Origin of the sequence: Caldichromatium japonicum (assembly GCF_011290485.1) — a bacterium.
GTDB lineage: Bacteria > Pseudomonadota > Gammaproteobacteria > Chromatiales > Chromatiaceae > Thermochromatium > Thermochromatium japonicum.
In genome coordinates, this window is the sequence record NZ_CP048029.1 from 1,960,033 (window position 1) to 1,978,720 (window position 18,688).

At 62.6% G+C, this 18,688-nt stretch carries 14 protein-coding genes and 4 tRNA genes; 3 read left to right on the forward strand and 15 right to left on the reverse strand.

Translation table 11 applies throughout. From position 1 onward, the window contains the following. Positions 1 to 32 precede the first annotated feature (32 nt). On the forward strand, positions 33 to 2,396 hold the full coding sequence (hypF, locus tag GWK36_RS09595; RefSeq protein WP_166270946.1) for a carbamoyltransferase HypF: 2,364 nt from the start codon (positions 33 to 35) through the stop codon (positions 2,394 to 2,396). Positions 2,397 to 2,607: 211 nt separating this feature from the next. Next, the gene (locus GWK36_RS09600) at positions 2,608 to 3,018 is read left to right on the forward strand and encodes a bacteriohemerythrin (protein ID WP_166270947.1); all 411 of its coding nucleotides are present in this window, start codon (positions 2,608 to 2,610) and stop codon (positions 3,016 to 3,018) included. Positions 3,019 to 3,127: 109 nt separating this feature from the next. On the opposite strand, the gene sdhA is transcribed toward GWK36_RS09600, so the two are convergent. The 13 genes from sdhA to GWK36_RS16090 form a co-directional block, all read right to left on the reverse strand. After that, positions 3,128 to 4,891: a succinate dehydrogenase flavoprotein subunit gene (sdhA, locus tag GWK36_RS09605; RefSeq protein ID WP_166270948.1), complete on the reverse strand. Its 1,764-nt coding sequence runs from the start codon at positions 4,889 to 4,891 to the stop codon at positions 3,128 to 3,130. A 1-nt stretch (position 4,892) separates the two neighbouring features. Then, positions 4,893 to 5,234 (reverse strand): succinate dehydrogenase, hydrophobic membrane anchor protein, encoded by a 342-nt coding sequence (gene sdhD, locus GWK36_RS09610; protein WP_166270949.1) that lies wholly within the window; start codon positions 5,232 to 5,234, stop codon positions 4,893 to 4,895. Next, positions 5,231 to 5,614, reverse strand: coding sequence for a succinate dehydrogenase, cytochrome b556 subunit (sdhC, locus tag GWK36_RS09615; protein WP_166270950.1), 384 nt, complete (start codon positions 5,612 to 5,614; stop codon positions 5,231 to 5,233). The genes sdhD and sdhC overlap by 4 nt, the downstream gene beginning before the upstream one ends. Positions 5,615 to 5,650: 36 nt before the next feature. Then, complete coding sequence (locus GWK36_RS09620; protein ID WP_166270951.1) at positions 5,651 to 7,696, reverse strand: HAD family hydrolase; 2,046 nt, start codon at positions 7,694 to 7,696, stop codon at positions 5,651 to 5,653. A gap of 10 nt (positions 7,697 to 7,706) precedes the next feature. Further along, positions 7,707 to 8,693 carry a UDP-glucose 4-epimerase GalE gene (galE, locus tag GWK36_RS09625; RefSeq protein ID WP_166270952.1) on the reverse strand — a complete coding sequence of 329 codons (987 nt, stop codon included), beginning with the start codon at positions 8,691 to 8,693 and terminating at the stop codon, positions 7,707 to 7,709. Further along, positions 8,690 to 9,649, reverse strand: a complete 960-nt coding sequence (locus GWK36_RS09630; protein ID WP_166270953.1) for a UDP-glucuronic acid decarboxylase family protein — start codon at positions 9,647 to 9,649, stop codon at positions 8,690 to 8,692. Before GWK36_RS09630 ends, galE begins: the two co-directional genes overlap by 4 nt. Before the next feature lie 25 nt (positions 9,650 to 9,674). Then, positions 9,675 to 11,819, reverse strand: a complete 2,145-nt coding sequence (locus GWK36_RS09635; protein WP_166270954.1) for an FkbM family methyltransferase — start codon at positions 11,817 to 11,819, stop codon at positions 9,675 to 9,677. Between the two features lie 99 nt (positions 11,820 to 11,918). Next, positions 11,919 to 13,994, reverse strand: coding sequence for an HAD family hydrolase (locus tag GWK36_RS09640; RefSeq protein ID WP_166270955.1), 2,076 nt, complete (start codon positions 13,992 to 13,994; stop codon positions 11,919 to 11,921). Between the two features lie 211 nt (positions 13,995 to 14,205). Beyond that, positions 14,206 to 14,281, reverse strand: a tRNA-Lys gene (locus tag GWK36_RS09645). 19 nt (positions 14,282 to 14,300) lie between these two features. Continuing rightward, a tRNA-His gene (locus GWK36_RS09650) sits at positions 14,301 to 14,376 on the reverse strand. Positions 14,377 to 14,409: 33 nt separating this feature from the next. Beyond that, positions 14,410 to 14,486 (reverse strand) — tRNA-Arg (locus GWK36_RS09655). 46 nt (positions 14,487 to 14,532) lie between these two features. Next, a tRNA-Pro gene (locus tag GWK36_RS09660) sits at positions 14,533 to 14,609 on the reverse strand. A gap of 214 nt (positions 14,610 to 14,823) precedes the next feature. Continuing rightward, a complete protein-coding gene (locus GWK36_RS16090) occupies positions 14,824 to 15,084 on the reverse strand; it encodes a transposase (RefSeq protein WP_166270956.1) in 261 nt (86 codons plus the stop codon). An 18-nt stretch (positions 15,085 to 15,102) separates the two neighbouring features. Between GWK36_RS16090 and GWK36_RS09670 the strand changes: the two genes are divergently transcribed. After that, complete coding sequence (locus GWK36_RS09670; RefSeq protein ID WP_166270957.1) at positions 15,103 to 16,581, forward strand: cryptochrome/photolyase family protein; 1,479 nt, start codon at positions 15,103 to 15,105, stop codon at positions 16,579 to 16,581. A 67-nt stretch (positions 16,582 to 16,648) separates the two neighbouring features. Here the strand turns inward: GWK36_RS09670 and GWK36_RS09675 are convergent, their stop codons facing one another. Both GWK36_RS09675 and GWK36_RS09680 read right to left on the reverse strand, forming a co-directional pair. Next, positions 16,649 to 17,383 (reverse strand): tRNA threonylcarbamoyladenosine dehydratase, encoded by a 735-nt coding sequence (locus GWK36_RS09675; RefSeq protein ID WP_166270958.1) that lies wholly within the window; start codon positions 17,381 to 17,383, stop codon positions 16,649 to 16,651. Then, positions 17,376 to 18,674, reverse strand: coding sequence for an adenylosuccinate synthase (locus GWK36_RS09680; protein WP_166270959.1), 1,299 nt, complete (start codon positions 18,672 to 18,674; stop codon positions 17,376 to 17,378). Before GWK36_RS09680 ends, GWK36_RS09675 begins: the two co-directional genes overlap by 8 nt. Positions 18,675 to 18,688 lie beyond the last annotated feature (14 nt).

An 18,688-nucleotide genomic window follows, 5' to 3' on the forward strand; every position in this document is an offset into this window, starting at 1 on the left:
GGTTATTCATCAAGCATCCCAAGGGGGTATCGATGGACGGCGGGCAAGCAGAGGCGATTCGGGTGCGCGGTCTGGTACAGGGGGTGGGGTTTCGCCCGACCGTCTGGCGCCTGGCCCAGGCGCTGAACCTCATCGGCGATGTGCGCAACGACGGCGATGGGGTGTTGATCCGCATCCAGCCGGCCGATGCCCAGGACGGCGCTGCGATCGATCGTTTTTGCGCCCGCCTGCGTGCTGAATGCCCGCCCCTTGCGCGCATCGATGCAATCGAGCGTATCCCCCTGAGCGAACCACTCGATACCCAGGTATTCCAGATCCTGGCGAGCGATCCGACACCCATCCACACCGGTATTGTGCCCGATGCCGCGACCTGTCCGGACTGCTTGGCCGAGATCCAAGACCCAACTAACCGGCGTTATCGCTATCCCTTTGCCAATTGCACCCATTGTGGCCCGCGCCTGAGCATCGTGCGGGGTATCCCCTATGACCGCGCCCGTACCAGTATGGTGGCTTTTGCGCTATGCGCGCGCTGCCGGGCGGAATATGAAGACCCGGCGGACCGCCGGTTTCATGCCCAGCCCACTGCCTGTCCCGACTGCGGGCCAAGGGTGTGGCTGGTCGATGCCCGGGGTCAAGCGCTCGACGCCGCCGTTTTTGGCGCCTGCGATGCCATCGAGGCCGCAAGCCGCCTGTTGCGAGAGGGCCAGATCCTGGCGATCAAGGGGATCGGCGGCTTTCATCTGGCCTGCGACGCCACCGCTACCCAGACGGTCGCAGAGCTGCGTCGGCGCAAGCGGCGTGATGCCAAGCCCTTGGCCCTGATGGCCCGCGACCTGGAGATCATCCAACGCTATGCGCAGGTCTCGCCGTTGGAGGCGCAGCATCTAATGAGCCCATCGGCGCCCATCCTCTTGCTGATTCCGCGGCAGCCGCCAAATGGGCCGGCCTTGGCCCCGGGGATCGCGCCGGATCAATACCGCTTGGGGTTCATGCTGCCTTACAGCCCCCTGCATCATCTGCTCTTGGCCGACTGGGAGCGCCCCTTGGTGATGACCAGCGGTAACCTGAGCGATGAGCCCCCCTGCATCGACAACGCCGAGGCCCTGGAGCGACTGGGAGGGATCGCCGATTTTTTATTGCTCCATGACCGCGCCATCATCAATCGGGTTGATGACTCGCTGGCGTCGGTCATGGACGGCGAGCTACGTCTACTGCGCCGCGCGCGCGGCTATGCCCCCAGCCCCATCCGGCTGCCGCCTGGGTTCGAGGACAGCGGCCCCATCCTGGCCTTAGGTGGCGAACTCAAGAACTGTTTTTGCCTGATCCGCGAGGGTCAGGCACTGCTCTCGCCCCATCTCGGTGACCTTGAGGGGGCCGGAGCTGCGCGTGAATATCGCGCCATGCTCGGGCTTTATACCGAGCTGTTCACCCATCGCCCCCAGCTCTTGGCCATCGATCGGCACCCCGATTATCACCCCTCCCACTTCGGACGCGATTGGGCCAGACGCGAGGGGCTCAATCTCATCTCAGTGCAGCATCATCATGCCCATCTGGCCGCGGTGCTCGCCGACAATGGCTGGCCCCGCACCGCTGGCCCCGTGCTCGGCATCCTGCTCGACGGCCTCGGTTGGGGCGAGGATGGGACGCTCTGGGGCGGAGAATGTCTGGTCGGCGACTATTACGGCTATCGGCGGGTCGCGCATCTCAGACCCGTGCTGATGCCAGGTGGGGCGCTGGCCATCCGCGAGCCGTGGCGCATGCTCCTGGCATGGCTCGAATCTACGGGTGGTTGGACATACTGGCAGGGACGCTATCCCGAGCTCCCGCCGATCCAGGCATTCAGAGGCCGTCCGGTCAGTCTGTTGCTCAGGTTGATCGCCCAGGGCCCCCAGGCACCGTTCACCAGCTCGGCAGGCCGCTTGTTCGATGCTGTCGCCGCGGCCCTAGGGCTCGGCGGCGAGCGGCTGAGCTATGAGGGACAGGCGGCCTGTGCCCTCGAGTCCCTGGCGATGCAGGCTCAAGACCCCGCTGCGGGCTATCCCTTCAAGCTGGATGATAGCGGCCCGATCTGGCAGCTCGACCCCAGCCCGCTGTGGGAGGCGCTCCTGTCCGATCTCGCGGCAGGGACGGCGCCTGCATCCATCGCCGCACGTTTCCATCACGGATTTGCTAGCGCGCTCGTTGAGACCGCCGTGCGTCTGAGCCATGCGTTGCGGTTGGATACCCTGGCCCTGTCGGGCGGGGTATGGCAGAACCGTCTCCTGTTTGAGTCAGTCACAACAAGATTGCGCGCGGCTGGGCTGAGGGTACTGACCCATCGTCAGGTCCCGACGAACGACGGCGGTTTGGCCCTGGGCCAGGGGTGTGTAGCGGCGGCGCTGGCCTTGGCCAGATGATGGGCGAGTCGGGTGTCGCAAAGGGCCGACAACGCCTCGCCGGCTTGGCCGGTGCAACTGGGAGTTGTCTTGACCCGCGCGCGTTGCCGGACCCGGCCTCGCCGTTCGCCATCAAACTGTAAAGTCAAGGGTCCATTTAAGGTATGATCAACCCAGGTCAGGCGGACTTCAGCGGCTGGTGTTCGCCAAATGCAAGCAATCTAGGTGTTTTATGCTCAAAGACTGGTCCGAGGTCTATGCGATCGGTATCGCTGAGATCGATGAACAACACCGCGGCTTCTTTGAGGCCGCCCATCGCCTGTATGAACGGATCCTCGATCGCGAGGGTCGGCAGGCGGTGGTGGAGGCCATCGCCTTCATGCGCAGCTATGCCAACCTGCATTTCCAGACCGAAGAGGCATTCATGCGTGCCCATGCCTATCCCGGCCTTGCCGAACATCTGCGTCTGCACACTGCATTCTTTCGCCGGCTCGATGAGCTGGAGAACGAGCTCATGATCTTCGGCCCCAGCCAAGACCTCGCCGATCGCGCCCTCGATATCACCCAGGACTGGCTGATCGATCATATCGCCGACGAGGACATGCTCTATGCCCTGCACGTCAAGGCCGAAGCATCGGCGTAGAGGGTAGGCGATGCGTACCCTCGAGTAGGGATCAATGGCTCTCAGGGTCCAGTCTGGGCCGGCATAGCGGCTGACTCGTAGCCGCCGTTGAAGCCGCTTTTAATACCCGTTAATAGACCCGCTCTTGCGGCGTAAAGGGTTCGATCGTGAGCGGTTTGGTGCGCACCGGTTTATAGTCCATGCGATCGCCTTCGCGATAATACAGGCTATGTTTGAGCCAATTGCGATCGTCGCGCTGTGGGTAGTCGAGACGCGCGTGCGCGCCGCGGCTCTCGCGGCGGTTGAGGGCGGAGAGCGCGATCGCCAGTCCGACATCGATCAAGTTTTCTAGCTCAAGCGCCTCGATGCGTGCGGTGTTGAAGGCCTTGGAGTGATCGCGCAGCCGCACCTCATCCAGGCGCTCGCAGATGGCATGGAGCTGTGCAACCCCCTCCTGTAAGACCGACTCGGTGCGAAAGACCCCTGCATGGTCCTCCATGCATTTGCGCAGCTCGGCGCTCAGCGCTTGGACCGACAGGCCCGTACCGCACCGCTCCCAGCGGATGAGACGCGCCATCGCCTGCTCGACGCTGGCGGGATCGGCGATACGCGGATAGGGGTTGTCGCGCACATACTCGATGATATCCTTCCCTGCAAGCCGCCCAAAGACCAGGATGTCGAGGAGCGAGTTGCCCCCCAGCCGGTTGGCCCCATGCACCGAGGCGCAGGCGCATTCGCCAGCGGCATAGAGGCCGGGGACCACCTCCTCTGCCCCTTGACCTGCAGGCATCACCACCCGCCCGAAGCGGTCGGTGGGGATCCCGCCCATGATGTAGTGGGCGGTCGGAAAGACGGGGATCGCTTCCTTGATCGGATCGACGCTGGCGAAGATGCGGCTGAGTTCCCGAATCCCGGGCAGGCGTTCAGCGATCAGCGCCTCGCCGAGATGATCGAGTTTAAGCAATACATGATCGCCTTGGGGTCCACAGCCGCGCCCTTCGCGCACCTCGGTGAGGATGGCGCGCGCCACGATGTCGCGGCTGGCAAGGTCCTTGGCGCGCGGGGCATAGCGTTCCATAAAGCGCTCGCCGTGCCTATTGATCAGATAACCGCCCTCCCCGCGCGTCCCCTCCGAGATCAAAAGCCCTTTGCCGGCGATCCCCGTCGGGTGGAACTGGAAGAACTCCATGTCCATCAGCGGGATGCCCGCGCGCAGGGCCATCGCCATCCCGTCGCCGGTATTGATCTTGGCGTTTGAGGTCGTGCGAAAGACCTGACCGCAACCGCCAGTTGCAAGCAAGATGGACTTGGCTTCGATCAGAAAGGGCTCGCCGGTGGCGATCTCCAGGACCAGGGCGCCGCACAAGAGCCCCTCAGCATCACGGATCAGGTCGCAAGCAAAGCACTCGTCGAAGAAGTGGGTGCGGGCGCGGATATTCTGCTGATACAAGGTATGGAGCACGGCATGGCCCGTCCGATCGGCAGCGGCACAGGTGCGCGCCGCCTGTTCGCCGCCGAAATTCTGGCTTTGGCCGCCGAATGGACGTTGATAGATTTTGCCGTTTTCCAGACGCGAAAAGGGCACACCGGCACGTTCAAGCTCATAGACCGTAGGGATGGACTCTCGGCACATGAGCTCGATGGCATCTTGGTCGCCGAGATAGTCCGAGCCCTTGATGGTATCGAACATGTGCCAATGCCAGGAGTCCGGGAGCACATTGCCGAGCGCCGCATTGATCCCCCCTTGGGCGGCAACCGTATGCGAGCGGGTGGGAAAGACCTTGGAGACCACGGCCACCCGCAGCTCGGCGCGCGCCAATTGCAGGGCAGCATTGAGCCCCGCCCCGCCGGCGCCGATGATCAGGGCATCGAATTGTCTCTTGGGGATGGACATCCTATCCTCCGGCGACGGCAAAGAGTGACTTCAATAACCACAGGCCAGACCCGATCAGGGTAAGCGCCAGACACCATAACAGGGTGAGGCGCAGCGCCAAGGGGCGTACATAATCGATTAAGACATCGCGCGCACCGATCCAGGCATGGGCCAAGAGCGCCGGTAGGGCGAGCAACCAGGCGAGCATCACCCCAGGTGCCCTGATCCAGGCGATCAAGGCGGCATGGTCGCACGGCGGATCGAGGGTCAGTGTGAGCATGAGCCACACCGCCCAGGGGATGAGATAGAGGGCTGAGGCGCGCTGGATCAGCCAGGCCGCAAGCCCGCCTGCTTGACGGCTCATGCCAGGACCCTCAGGAGCAGCACAAGAAGGACCACTACCCCCGCCGCTCCCAGCAGGGTCAGGCGCGCCGTGGCCTGAGCCGCAGTGCGCTCCAGACCTAGCCCCAGGTCAAGCGCCAAGTGCCGAAGGCCGGCGAGCAGGTGATGGACCGGAGCCCAGAGCACAAGCACCAGGATCGGCCTCGCCACCCAATGGTCCAGGATGGAGGCGACCTCGGCGAATCCTTCGGGCCCAGACAGCGCGCGTCCCATCAGCCAGGCAAGCCAAGGGATGGCGAGGACCAGCAGAGCGCCGCTGACCCGATGGAGGATGGAGACCAGGGCCGCAGGCGGCAGACGGATGACAAATAGATCGAGAAAGATCGGACGCCGGGACGCCAAGGTGATGATGTCTCCAGATAGGCGATGGATCAAAGATCATCCGCTCCGCAACAGGGCGCGGCTTGCCCGCACCAGTGGCGCCGGCAGACGGTGTTTGAGCCATTGACGCAGCGGATAAGGGACGGCCAATAGCAAGGCGCGCGGATGCAGCGCAGCGAGCATATCGAGCCCCCATCTGAGCGGCGAGGCCGCCAGAGATCGCACCAAAGGCGAGCTGTTGATCAGGCTGCCCTCATACCAGCGCGTGAGTTGGGCACGCGACCTGCTGGGGCGCAGCCGATAGGTCAGGGCCAGCCAGGGGCTCAAGGGGGGGGCGAAGGGCAGCAGGCGTCCGGTCGGATCCGGCGAATAGGGAAAGTCTGCAAGCGCCTGCGCCAATAAGGGGCTGGGATACTCGACCAGATATTCGAGGCGTTTTAATTGTCCGGGCAAGAGGGCGATCAGCTCAGCCGGCGTCAGCCTTTGTCTTACCCGCTCGGCAAACCAATCGATTCCGGCGCGCAACTCGGCAAGCCCCCAGGCGCGGATCGCCTCCCCTTCCTCGTTGAGCACGGGCCGGTAGCCTCCACCGTGCGCCTCATAGCCCAGGGTGCTGCCGTGGTCAGCGGCGGTGAAACACTCGAGGATCTCGCGCAGGGCGCTGGGGTCGCGCCAAAAACGGCCAGGGGCAAAGGCAAGCGCCAGCTTGCGGTTGGTCTGATCATTAGCCTGCCCCCAGTGCATGAGCCCCCAATATAGACCCAGAAACTCGACCTCGCCGGCAGACAGCCCATGGAGGGCATCCTGGATGCTGCCGCTCCAGCCGAGATCGACGAGACAGACCCGCTTGCCTGGCCTGACACCCTCCTGTGCCAGATAACCTGACAGCCGCGCGCGCTCCTGGGCGGTCTGTTCCAGGACCCAGGACCTCAGGGGGTCAGTTTCCAAAAGGGCGCGCAGAGCTTGACTGCTTGCGCGATCGAGCGGTTGGTCTGGGGCTGGGGCAAGTGGGAGGTCGGCAGCAAGGCGCAGGCGGGCGATGAGCGCTGCGGGCTCACTGGTCAGGCGGTAGGCAAGGTCTTGGAGGCTCATGGGCCGGTGGGCAAGGAATGCCCAATCCAACAGGGCTGGATAGTCGCGATCGAGCGCCCGGCGGCAGCTCAAACGCGAGACATAGAGATAACGCAGCTCAAGATCCTTAACCCCTAGACGACGGGCGATCTCGATCAGGACCTGACCGTCGCGCGCGAGAAAATAGACCTGCTTAAAGCCTTGGGCACGCGCCTCTTCGATCGCCCATTGCACGAAGGGGACCAGCAAGGGTGCGGCATAGAGGGCACCCACCCGGGCGCGATCGGACTCAAGGGTCAGGCGCGCCTCGCGCAGCAAGCCGGCGCTCACCTGCCAGCCGAGGTCATATTCATCTGCGCCGACCTGCTCGTCTGGGGTGAGATGACAGGCGGCAAACAGGTCTGCCTGACAGCCGCGCGCGCGCGGGCTTTGGAGATCGCTGATCGGATTATCGCCGATATGGATGATCTCGGAGGGACTGACCCCTTCGAGGCGCGCGACATGGTCGAATAATCGGCCCGAGGCCTTATTGAGCTTGATCTCGGAGGAGAGATAGAGGGTGGCGCATGCCAGGATCCTCGGGTCGATGGCATCGAGCAGGCGTGTGAGGTCTTGGCGACGCAGGTACATATCCGAGATCAAGACCAATCGCTCGCCGCGCTCAGCCAGCGTCTGGAAACGATCCAGCATCTCAGGGACGCCATAGAGACACTCAGACTCAGTGGCAAGCTCACAGTCAATCAGCTGTTCGAGTTGCTCAGCAGTCAGTCCATGCCGCCGCCCAAAACAAGCATAGATCGCGGTGAGACCGACCTCCTCGACCTGTAGCGAGGCATCCGGCTCTGCAGCACGCGCCTCTGCGCGCGCAGTCCATTCCGCCGCGACCCGTTCGCGGGCAAAGTCTGCACATAACAGCAGCGGCAGATCCTGGGGATCTTGAAGCAACCGCTGTTGCATCAGCACAAAGACCCCGCGCGGGGTCCCTAGCCGGCGGGTGATCAGGGTATCGAAGAGGTCGAAACTATAAATCACTGCCAGTCACTCATCCGCCTTTGGTACCTGCCCCTTGGTGCCAACGCCAGGCGTGTTCGATGATGGTGTCGAGCTCAGGATAGCGCGGGGTCCAGCCAAGCAACGCCTGCGCCTTGGTGGCATCGGCATAGAGTGCCGGCGGGTCGCCGGGACGGCGCGGGCCCAGGGCATAGGGCACGGGGCGTCCGGCCACACGCTCGATGGCGGCGATCACCTCCAAGACCGAATGCCCCTGCCCTGTCCCGAGATTAAGGGCCCTGCTCGCACCACCGTTGCGCAGATAGGTGAGCGCCAGGACATGCGCCTCGGCGAGATCGGCGACATGGATATAGTCGCGGATACAGCTCCCGTCGGGGGTGGGATAGTCATCGCCGAAGACCTCGAGCCTCGGCCCCTGACCCAGGGCTGCCTGAATCGCCAAGGGGATGAGATGGGTCTCTGGATCATGATCCTCGCCGAGCTCGCCTTCGGGATCGGCGCCGGCGGCGTTGAAATAACGCAACACTACCCAGCCTAGCCCATGCGCCTGCCCGAAATCGGCGAGCATGCGTTCGACCATGAGCTTGGAAGCGCCATAGGGGTTGATCGGACGCTGGGGATGATCCTCGGTGATGGGGGTCTGATCGGGGATGCCATAGGTGGCGCAGGTGCTCGAAAAGATCAGATGCGCGATCCCATGATCGCGCATCGCCTCGAGCAGGGTCAGGGTACCAGCGACATTGTTGCGGTAATAACGACCCGGATCGCGCACCGACTCGCCGACATAGGCATAGGCGGCGAAATGGATCACCGCCTCTGGCCGATGGCAGGCGATGATCGCATCCAGACAGGCGCGATCACTGATGTCGCCTACCTCCAACGGGCCCCAACACACTGCCCATTTATGGCCATAGACCAGATTATCGAGCACGATCGGCCGATACCCTGCCTGGGCGAGCACCTTACAGGTGTGACTCCCAATATAACCGGCACCGCCAGTAACCAAGACAGGGATCATGCCAGACCCCTCCGGATCAGGTCCTCGAAATAGGCAACGGTCTGCTTGAGCCCCTCGACGAGCGGCACCCGCGGCTCCCAGCCGAGCAGGGAGCGGGCACGGGTAATATCCGGTTGACGCTGGACGGGGTCGTCGGGCGGCAAGGGTCGGTGGACCAGGGGCGAGCGTGAACCGGTGAGCTCGCGGATCAGTTCGGCCAGCTCGCGCATGCTCAGCTCGGTCGGATTGCCGAGATTGATGGGACCGGTGATCTCGGGTGGGCTGGCCATCAACCGGATGAAGCCCTCGATCATGTCATCGACATAACAAAACGAGCGGGTCTGGGAGCCGTCGCCATAGAGGGTGATCGGCTCGTTTTTCAATGCCTGGATGATGAAGTTCGAGACCACCCGCCCATCGTTGGGATGCATCCCCGGGCCATAGGTGTTGAAGATGCGCGCCACCTTGATCTCCAGGCGATGCTGACGGTGATAGTCGAAGAACAGGGTCTCGGCGCAGCGCTTGCCCTCGTCATAGCAGGCACGCGGGCCGATCGGATTGACTCGGCCCCAGTAATCCTCGGTCTGAGGATGACACTCGGGATCGCCATAGACCTCGCTGGTCGAGGCCTGGAAGATCCGCGCCTTGGTGCGCTTGGCTAGGCCGAGCATATTGATGGCGCCATGGACGCTGGTCTTTGTAGTCTGCACCGGATCGACCTGATAATGGATCGGCGAGGCCGGACAGGCGAGGTTATAGATCTCATCGACCTCCACATAGAGCGGAAAGGTGATGTCGTGGCGCATCAGCTCGAAATGCGGATGCCCAAGCAGATGGCTGATGTTGTCCTTGGTCGCCGTATAGAAGTTATCGACGCAGAGGACCTCGTAGTCCTCGGCGATCAGACGCGCGCACAGCCGGCTGCCGAGGAAACCGGCCCCACCCGTGACCAGGACGCGTTTATGGAGTGTCTTCATGATCTATCCGATTGGTGCAATGCGGTTAGGGCGTGTTGTCGAGTTGATCAGCAGCGACTGCACTGCCTCCCAGCTCGGCAAGCCTGGGATAACAGAGCAGCACCAGGTCTGAGACTGGTGATTGTAGATCCAGACGCCTCAGCGCGAAGTAATAGCCCAGGTCAAGCGCCTCCAACCAAGGCTTGATCTCGAAAAAATCCTTGGGGTGATGATAAACGCTGACGATCAAGGCCGGACGATAGCGCCGCAGGGTCTCGACCGCACCGCGCAACGCCTCGAACTCCAGGCCCTCGATATCGAGCTTGATGAGGACCGGGCGCAGGCCATGGCGTTCGACCAGGGCATCGATGGTCGCAAACCGCCCCCTGAGCTGGTGCTCGCCGCCGTGGGCCGCGGTATCCCGGAAATCATCGAGCAGGCTGGTGCCCTGGTCGGGGAAGTCGGCGGCGCCGTGATGCCGCAGGACGAACTCGCCGGCATAGCCATGCAGACCCAGGGGCTCGGCGACGATCTGCTCCTCTAGGGCAAACTGCCGGATATTCTCCTGCAGGCGGGAAAAATTGACCGGGTCTGGCTCAAGCGCCAAGACCCGGGAATTTGGACAGGTCTCAGCGAGCTGGATCGACGAATCGCCGATGAACGCCCCGCCGTCGATGAGATCGCCGCCGGCACGGATACGCGCCTGGATATCGCGCGGCAGGGCATTGAGGCCATATAGCGCCGCAAAGACATCCGCCGACAGCCAGGGATATTGCTCGAGAAAGACCTGATAGCGCGCCGCAACCGGCGGGCGCCCCTGGGCCTGACGAAAACGCTCGCGCGGGCGCCACAGCAGATCCTTGTGCAACAGAAAGCGACTGTAGTCCTTACAGGCAGGGAGATGATCCCGATAGAGGGTGACGAAGATCTCGGCCAGGGCGCGGTCGTCCTCGGACAGCCCCTGTTGGAGCCTGGCCAGGCGTTCTGGGATCTGGGCGCGCTCGGCATCGAGATAGGCGCGCCAGAACTGCACCCAGTAGGTGGCCACATTTTGATAATTATGGAGCAGGTCCAAACAGCGCGGGTCCATGAGCTGAAAGCCCAGGAGACGCTGCAGGAGAGCCTGGAGGCGCGGATGTTGGCTCAGGCGCCGACGGGCGGCCTGGACCATCTGACGCAGCCGTGCCCGCCCATCTGCAAGATAACGCCGTGCCGTCAATTGTGCGGCCAGCAACCGATGGGCACCGCGCCGATAGAGCGGCGAGGCGAAGAGACGCTCATAAAAGCGCAATGCCTCGGGGGCCAACAGATGCGGATAGTCGCGCACGAAACGTTCTTCGTCCGCTGACAGCCCATCGAGGATGCCAAGATAGGCTAGATAGCGGAAGCGCGGTTCGATATCCCGGGTCCAGAAATATTGCAGGCCCATCTTGTATTGCATGAAGTCCTGAAAGACCGCCTCATAGACCCCTTGTTCGCGAAAATGGGCGATCCCCTCCTTGAAAATGCGGAAGATATCGAGGTGATGGCGCCCGCGGTGCCACATGATCGAGCCCGCGCGCATCCGGTAGCGATAGAGCTTTTCCGGTAAGACGACGACCTTTTCGGCGGCAAGTAACACCTTCCAGTGATAGACGTTGTCGTCGAATTGCAGACCATCCGGGAAGCGAAAGTTATATTTATTCAGAAACTCGACCCGAAAGAACTTTGACCAGGTGTAGTGGTAATGCAGGATGTCGAGCTTCTGCGTCAGGCTGGTCTTGGGTTCGAGGTTCCAGCGGTCGAAGTCGTAATACCAGTTATCGAACTCATGGGTCTCATCAAACATGATGTGCTGGAAGACGATGAAATCGGCGCCGGTGCGTTCGATCTCCTCCACCAGGTGGCGGATGGCCCCAGGACGGAGCATATCGTCTGAATCCACATGCATGAGATAGCGCCCGCGGACATAGCCCAAGGCAGTGTTGCGGGTCGAGGCAAGACCCCGGTTGGTCTGATGGACGATGCGGATGCGCGGATCGCGCTGGGCGTATTCCTCCAAGATCGCCGACGACTCATCGGTCGAGCCGTCATTGACGCAGATGATCTCGAGGTCGGTGAAGTCCTGCTCGATGATCGAATCCAGACAGGCGCGCAGATAGGGCGCCACATTATAGACAGGCAAGGCGACGCTGACGGTGGGAGACGCCATGAAGGTTGATGCTCCAATTGCACAGGATGATCCAGTGCCCCGAGGGGCCTCGCCATTGTAAACCGCTCAACCGCTTGATAAAGGGCGAAACCAGTGCACCTAAGCTCTGCCCTGCCGTATACGCCGCAGGATTGCCCATGTCTGCCAGCGCGCGCGCAAACGGGCGCTCGCCAGACGCGGCGCCTGCCGCAGCGCAAGCAGGCTGTGTTTGATCAAGACCTTGAGCGCCTGGACCCTGGGCTGAAGATGCAGGATGAGACGAGCCAGCGGCGGGCTGCGCACCAGGGTTGCTTCATACCATTCGGTCATCAAGCGCCGCTCCTCATAGCGCCGACCAAAGGTATAGGCAAGCGCCTCGCGCCAACCGAAGGCGGGGGCCGATTCGCGCAGGATGAGGTCGCAATGATCACCCGAATAGGGGATACGTCCCAGGGTCTCGGCGAGCAACCGGGATGGGCGGCGCATGAGGTCGAGGAGACGCGGCACCACGGCATCGAAATGTTCGACCAGCAAGGGATAGCGCCCGGCAAAATGCGCATATTCAGCGGCAAACCACTCAGCAGCCTCGAGAAACTCAGAGATCCCCCAGGCGCGCAGATGACCGCCGTCATCTCGCAACCGCGGCCGGATCCGGCCATCGGAAGCGCGTTCATAGCCCATCGTTTGCCCGTGATCGGCCTGGGCCAGCAGCTCGGTATGCAAGGCGACGATGTTCTCTGAGACCTGATTGGGGCGGATGGCATAAGGGGTCTTGCGATTGCGCTGACTGGTATAGAGCGAGTAATGAAAGAGCCCGAAATAAAAGCCATGGATCTCGATATCGGGCCTGTGGGAGGCAGCGATCTTATAGAGCGCATCCTGGCTGCTGCCCATCCAGCCGATATCCACCGTGCCCACAGGCCCGCCGTCAAAAAATCCCTCCTGTTCGAGATAGGCGATCACCAGGGCGCGCGCCTGCGCCGCCTTGGCGAGGATGGCTGAACGGAGCGCAGGGATTTGCGCGAACGACTGGACAAGCTGAGTGGTCAGCGGCTCGGGTAGGGATGCATCCAGATCGGGGAGCTGAGCCTGGAGCTCGGGCGGCAATTGCTCGAACAGCTCGCTAGGGCGCATCTCCAGACGCTCGGCGAGCATGGCCAGCGACAGGGTCGGGATCCGCTCGGTCAGCCAGCGATACTCACGCAGCCCGAGCTCGAAGACCGACGGCAGGCGAAAGGCGCGCCTGGAGCCATAGAGATACCTCAGTTCCAGATCGAGGCCACGCGCCCGCGCGATCGCCTGGGCCAGACGCAGAAAGATCATGCCGTCGCGGGCGACGAAATAGAGGCGGCGGATACCGCGCCGCAGCGCCTCATCCAGGACCTGGCAGATGAAGCCATAGAACAAGGGTGCCGCAAGCCCCGCCCCCAGGCGCCCCGGCGCTGAGGATCCCGGATGATAGAGACGATAGACTTTGGCAGTGCCGGCCACCAGCTGATAGAACAGGTGAGATTCCTCGAGATAGGCCCATTCGAGTTCGCTGAGCGCAGCGCCGGCATAGTGTTCAGCGACACACCCTAGCGCCCGCGGGACCTTAACATCCGACCAGGGATCATTGCCGCAATGGATCAACTGGGACGGCGCAATACCCTCGGCCTCAAAGACCGCCCGAAACAGCGCCCCGCTCGCCTTGGTCAAACCGAGATCGACGGATGCATAGCATGGACAGGCTGCAAGCCGCGCATCGATGCAGGACAACAATGACCGAAGCTCGGCGGCGCTAAACCGGCTATCCGAGACCAACACCACCCGCTCGCCTGCATTGAGCAATTGCCGGACGCGCCCGATTGTCTCGGGGATAGCGACCAGGAGGGCTTGCGTCGTCGCATATTCGCGCGACCTGAGAGCAGCGGTTTGCTCTGGATCAAGCCCATAGCGCTCGGCGATGCGCCCATAGATGGCATCCAACCCTGCTGCGGCCGGCAGGCGCGCATCCCCTGGCTGGGGATAACGGGCCGACTGCTCGGCCCAAATCCGGATCTCAGGGAACTCCTCGATCAGCTGGATTGGCAACCCAGGGATCGGGTGCAGATGAAGGGTCTGGCGCATAGCGCAGAACACCCCGACGACGGTCGCCGTGCGCTGGGTCAGCAGGGTCTCGAAGATGGCAAACGAGAAAACCGTTTGATGGGCCATGACTCATCCATTTGGAGGCAAACAGAGCAGAATGTCCCCAACATGGCTAGAAAAGCCCCTGAGCGGCAAAGATCTCTGTATCCAATACCGGCTACCTGTGCCTGTCTGCGTGCCAGGCCTAGAAAGATGGACCAGCGTAACTGGTTTTTCGCCTTCTCTGGCTGCTCTCAGGGACATAAAAAAGGCCAATCATTTTGATTGGCCTTGTGCTTGGTGGGCCGTCAGGGATTCGAACCCCGGACCGATGGATTAAGAGTCCACTGCTCTACCAGCTGAGCTAACGGCCCTTGATGAACACCTCAAACATGGGGTGGACGATGGGGATCGAACCCACGACCACAGGAGCCACAATCCTGTGCTCTACCAACTGAGCTACGTCCACCATTGATATATCCGCAAACATCCCGGATCCGGATGGCGCGCCCGGCAGGACTCGAACCTGCGACCCACGGCTTAGAAGGCCGTTGCTCTATCCAGCTGAGCTACGAGCGCCTGATGAGCTTTCGGCCGCATGTTCAGCGCGCGTCGTAAGCGACTTTGGTCGGGGTAGAGGGATTTGAACCCCCGACATCCTGCTCCCAAAGCAGGCGCGCTACCAGACTGCGCTATACCCCGGCTTCGGATACGTCTTCAGAGACTCAACATCCAGAAACCTAAGAGCTGCTATATTAACCCGTCTACCGCTGTTCGGTCAACCACGCAGGGCAATCGCAAGAAATTTTGATTAAGGTTGGGGACGAGGAGTAAGGATGTCAAGTCTTTCCACTGCTCGGGCTCGGACAGGCAATCCAGTTAAGCAAAGGCAAAGCAAAGATGGGTTTCCAGTTGGTCATGAGTCTTCTTCACCGTCTCGGTAAACGCCTGGGGGCCTGTCTGGGGCCGCCGGAAACAGGGTACAGAAGTCACGAAGCAAGGCCGCCAACGTCGGCGGGTTGTCCTTGACCGCCAGCACGTAGTCGACCTTGTTGTCACGGATGGCCTGGGCAATGGAAGCTGGGATGCCCATCGCATCGATGGTGACGATGCGGCCTTCGTGCGCCAAGGTCGTCAGCAATTCGGGAATCGCCGTCTTCTCGGTCTTAGCCCCCATACTCCGACGAGTTTCAGCATGGCCTCTCGCGACAAGCAAGACCCGCTCGTTTCGCCCATTCAGACCTCGGGTCCGGTGATCCTATGGTTTCGGCGTGATCTTAGGCTCGACGACAACCCGGCGCTCTTAGCCGCCTGGCGCACGGGCGCACCGCTCATCCCCGTCTATATCCATGCCTCCGAGGAAGAGGCACCCTGGGCTTCCGGGGCAGCGAGCCGCTGGTGGCTACATTGGAGCCTCAAGGCGCTGGACGAGGCACTACAAGCGCACGGCAACCGCCTCTGGCTCCTGCGTGGCCCAAGCCTGGAGACCCTGGAACGTCTGGTTCAGGAGACAAATGCTTCTGCCGTCCATTGGAACCGGCTCTATGAGCCCGCCATTCGCGCCCGCGATACTCAGATCAAGGAACGCCTGCGCACCCTGGGCGTGCGTTGCGCAAGCCACAACGCCAGCCTGCTTTTCGAGCCTTGGGAGGTACTGAGCGAGTCTAAACAGCCCTATCGGGTCTTTAGCGCCTTCTGGCGGGCCTGCGAACGGCGCTGGTCGGTGGCAGCGCCACAGCCGGCACCTGCCCAATTGCCTGCAGGTCCCCAGCCGAGCGGGGCCATTCCCCTCGAGACACTTGCCTTGCTACCAAAGATCCCCTGGGATCAGGGTCTGCACGCCACCTGGACCCCGGGCGAGCAAGGGGCCCTCGACCGCGCCCGCGCCTTTATCGCCGCGTCACTCCCTGACTACGGTCAGCTACGCGACCGCCCCGATCGCCCATCTACCTCATACCTGTCGCCGCATCTTCATGTCGGCGAGATCAGCCTGCCCCGCCTCTTGAGCCTGATTGCCGATGCCTGCGGCGATCCCCGCGCCCTGGCCACGGCCTTTGTCCGCGAGCTCGGCTGGCGCGAGTTCGGCCATCACTTGCTCTATCACTTTCCCGAGACCATCGACCGACCGCTCGACCGGCGGTTTGAGCGTTTCCCCTGGGCCGGCGAGGAGACCGAACATCTCCTGCGCGCCTGGAAACGAGGACATACCGGCATCCCCCTGGTCGATGCTGGTATGCGCGAGCTGTGGCACACAGGCTGGATGCATAACCGCGTACGGATGGTGGTCGCCTCCCTGCTCACCAAGAACCTGCTCATCCCCTGGCAGGAAGGGGCGCGCTGGTTCTGGGATACCCTGGTCGATGCAGACCTCGCCAATAACACCCTCGGCTGGCAATGGACCGCCGGCTGCGGCGCCGATGCAGCGCCCTACTACCGGATCTTCAACCCCGTCCTCCAGGGACAAAAGTTCGACCCCGAGGGTGCCTATGTCCGCCGCTGGTGCCCCGAGCTTGCGCGTCTGCCCAACCGCTTTCTCCATCAGCCCTGGACGGCGCCGGCCGAGGTCTTAAACACTGCCGGCATCCGCCTCGGGCACGATTATCCTGAGCCCATAGTTGATCTGGCTGCATCGCGGGTGCGGGCATTGGCGGCATGGGAAGGGCTGAGGTCTTGATCTACCGGTTTCGGTCCCTCGCCTCGCAGGGCCATCCTCGCAAAAGAGCCCAGCAAAATTCTTGATTTTAAGAGTGGGCTGAGTTAACTGGAGCTGCCAAAAGATGTCTGATTGCCACCCCCGCCAGCATCAAGCCAAATAAGGCAGGCAGAAAGCTGATCGTGCCGCGCATAGCCCGGGGGCCTTGGGCGCCCGTCCTCGCTATGATCCCAGAGAGGGGCGGTTCGTCTGACCAAACAACAGTGAGCCCGCGCCCAATCCCTTGTTTACGTAAGGCCAGGCGCACGGCGCGCGCCAAGGGGCAGACGCGGGTATCCATGAGGTCGCCCACCTGGACGCGGGTAGGGTCGAGCCGCCCGCCAGCCCCCATGCTGCTGAGGATGGGCTGACCACGCTTTAAGGCGGTCGCAAGCAGCGCGACCTTGGCGGAAAAGGTGTCGATGGCATCGAGGACCAATTCATAGCCAGGTGCTAAAAGGCCAGACACTCCCTCAGGCTCGATGAAGTCGGGGACAAGGGTGAGGCGGCAGGCGGGGTTGATGTCAGCAATACGCCGGGCCATGACTGCAACCTTGGGCTGACCCAAGGTCGAACGCAGGGCAATCAGTTGGCGGTTGAGGTTGCTTGGCTCGACGCGATCGCCATCGACGAGGGTCAGGGCCCCCACGCCCGCGCGCGCCAGAGACTCAGCGGCAAATGACCCAACCCCGCCCAGCCCAACGATCAGGACATGACTTGAGCGCAAGCGCTCACGGCCTGCCTCGCCGAGCAATAGGCGGGTGCGTGCATCCCACTCATTCAAGGTCGAAGGGGTGGCGGCGGATGAGGGTGTGGATGCGATCCGGGCCGGTTGAGACGAGGTCGATCGGCAAGCCGGTCAATTCCTCGAGGGTGTCGAGATAGCGGCGGGCATTCGCGGGCAGGTCTTCCCAGCGGGTGAGGCCGATGGTGGATTGCCGCCAGCCGGGGCATTCGATATAGCGCGGTTCGCAATGCGCCAGGGCCTCGGCATCGAGCGGAGGGGTGTCGAGTTCCGCGCCGTCGAGTCGATAGCCGATGCAGATTTTGATGGTTTCAATCTCGTCGAGGACGTCGAGCTTGGTGATGCATAGGCCAGAGATACTGTTGATAGCGCAAGAGCGTTTGAGCATCACCATATCCAGCCAGCCGCAGCGTCGTTTGCGCCCCGTGGTGGCACCGAACTCCTGACCGCAGCGCCCGAGGTGCTCGCCGATCGCGTCGTTGAGCTCGGTGGGGAAAGGGCCGCCGCCGACACGGGTAGTATAGGCCTTGACGATACCGAGGATATAATCGAGGCTGCGCGGGCCGATACCGCTACCGCTCGCCGCGCCGCCAGCGGTAGTGGTGGAGGAGGTGACATAGGGATAGGTCCCATGATCGATATCGAGCAAGGCGCCTTGGGCACCCTCAAAGAGCAGGTTTTGGCCTCGAGCGCGCAGTTGATGCAAAACGGCGGGGACATCGACCACGAGCGGACGCAGGCGCTCGGCGTAGGCCAGTTGTTCATCGAGCACCTGCTGATAATCGACCGCCTCGGTCTGGTAATACTGGGCGAGCATGAAGTTGTGATAGTCGAGCACTTCGCGCAGGCGCTCGGCAAAGCGGTCGGCATCGAAGAGTTCGCCCAGCCGGATGCCGCGGCGCGAGACTTTGTCCTCATAGGCCGGTCCGATCCCGCGTCCAGTGGTGCCAATTGCCTTGGCGCCGCGGGCGCGTTCGCGGGCATGATCGAGGGCGATGTGATAAGGCAGGATCAAGGGGCAGGCAGCGCTGATCCCCAACCGCTCGCGGGCAGGGATACCGGCGCGCTCCAGGGTCTCGATCTCCTCAAACAGGGCCGCTGGAGAGAGGACCACGCCATTGCCGATCAGACAGCGCACCCCGTCGCGCAGGACCCCCGAGGGGATGAGATGTAGGATAGTCTTGGCCCCATTGATGACCAGGGTGTGGCCGGCATTGTGCCCGCCCTGAAAACGGACCACAGCGGCAGCGCGCTCGGTCAAGAGATCAACGACCTTGCCCTTGCCTTCATCTCCCCATTGGGTGCCAATCACAACGACCGTATTGCCCATCGATCAAGCTTCCA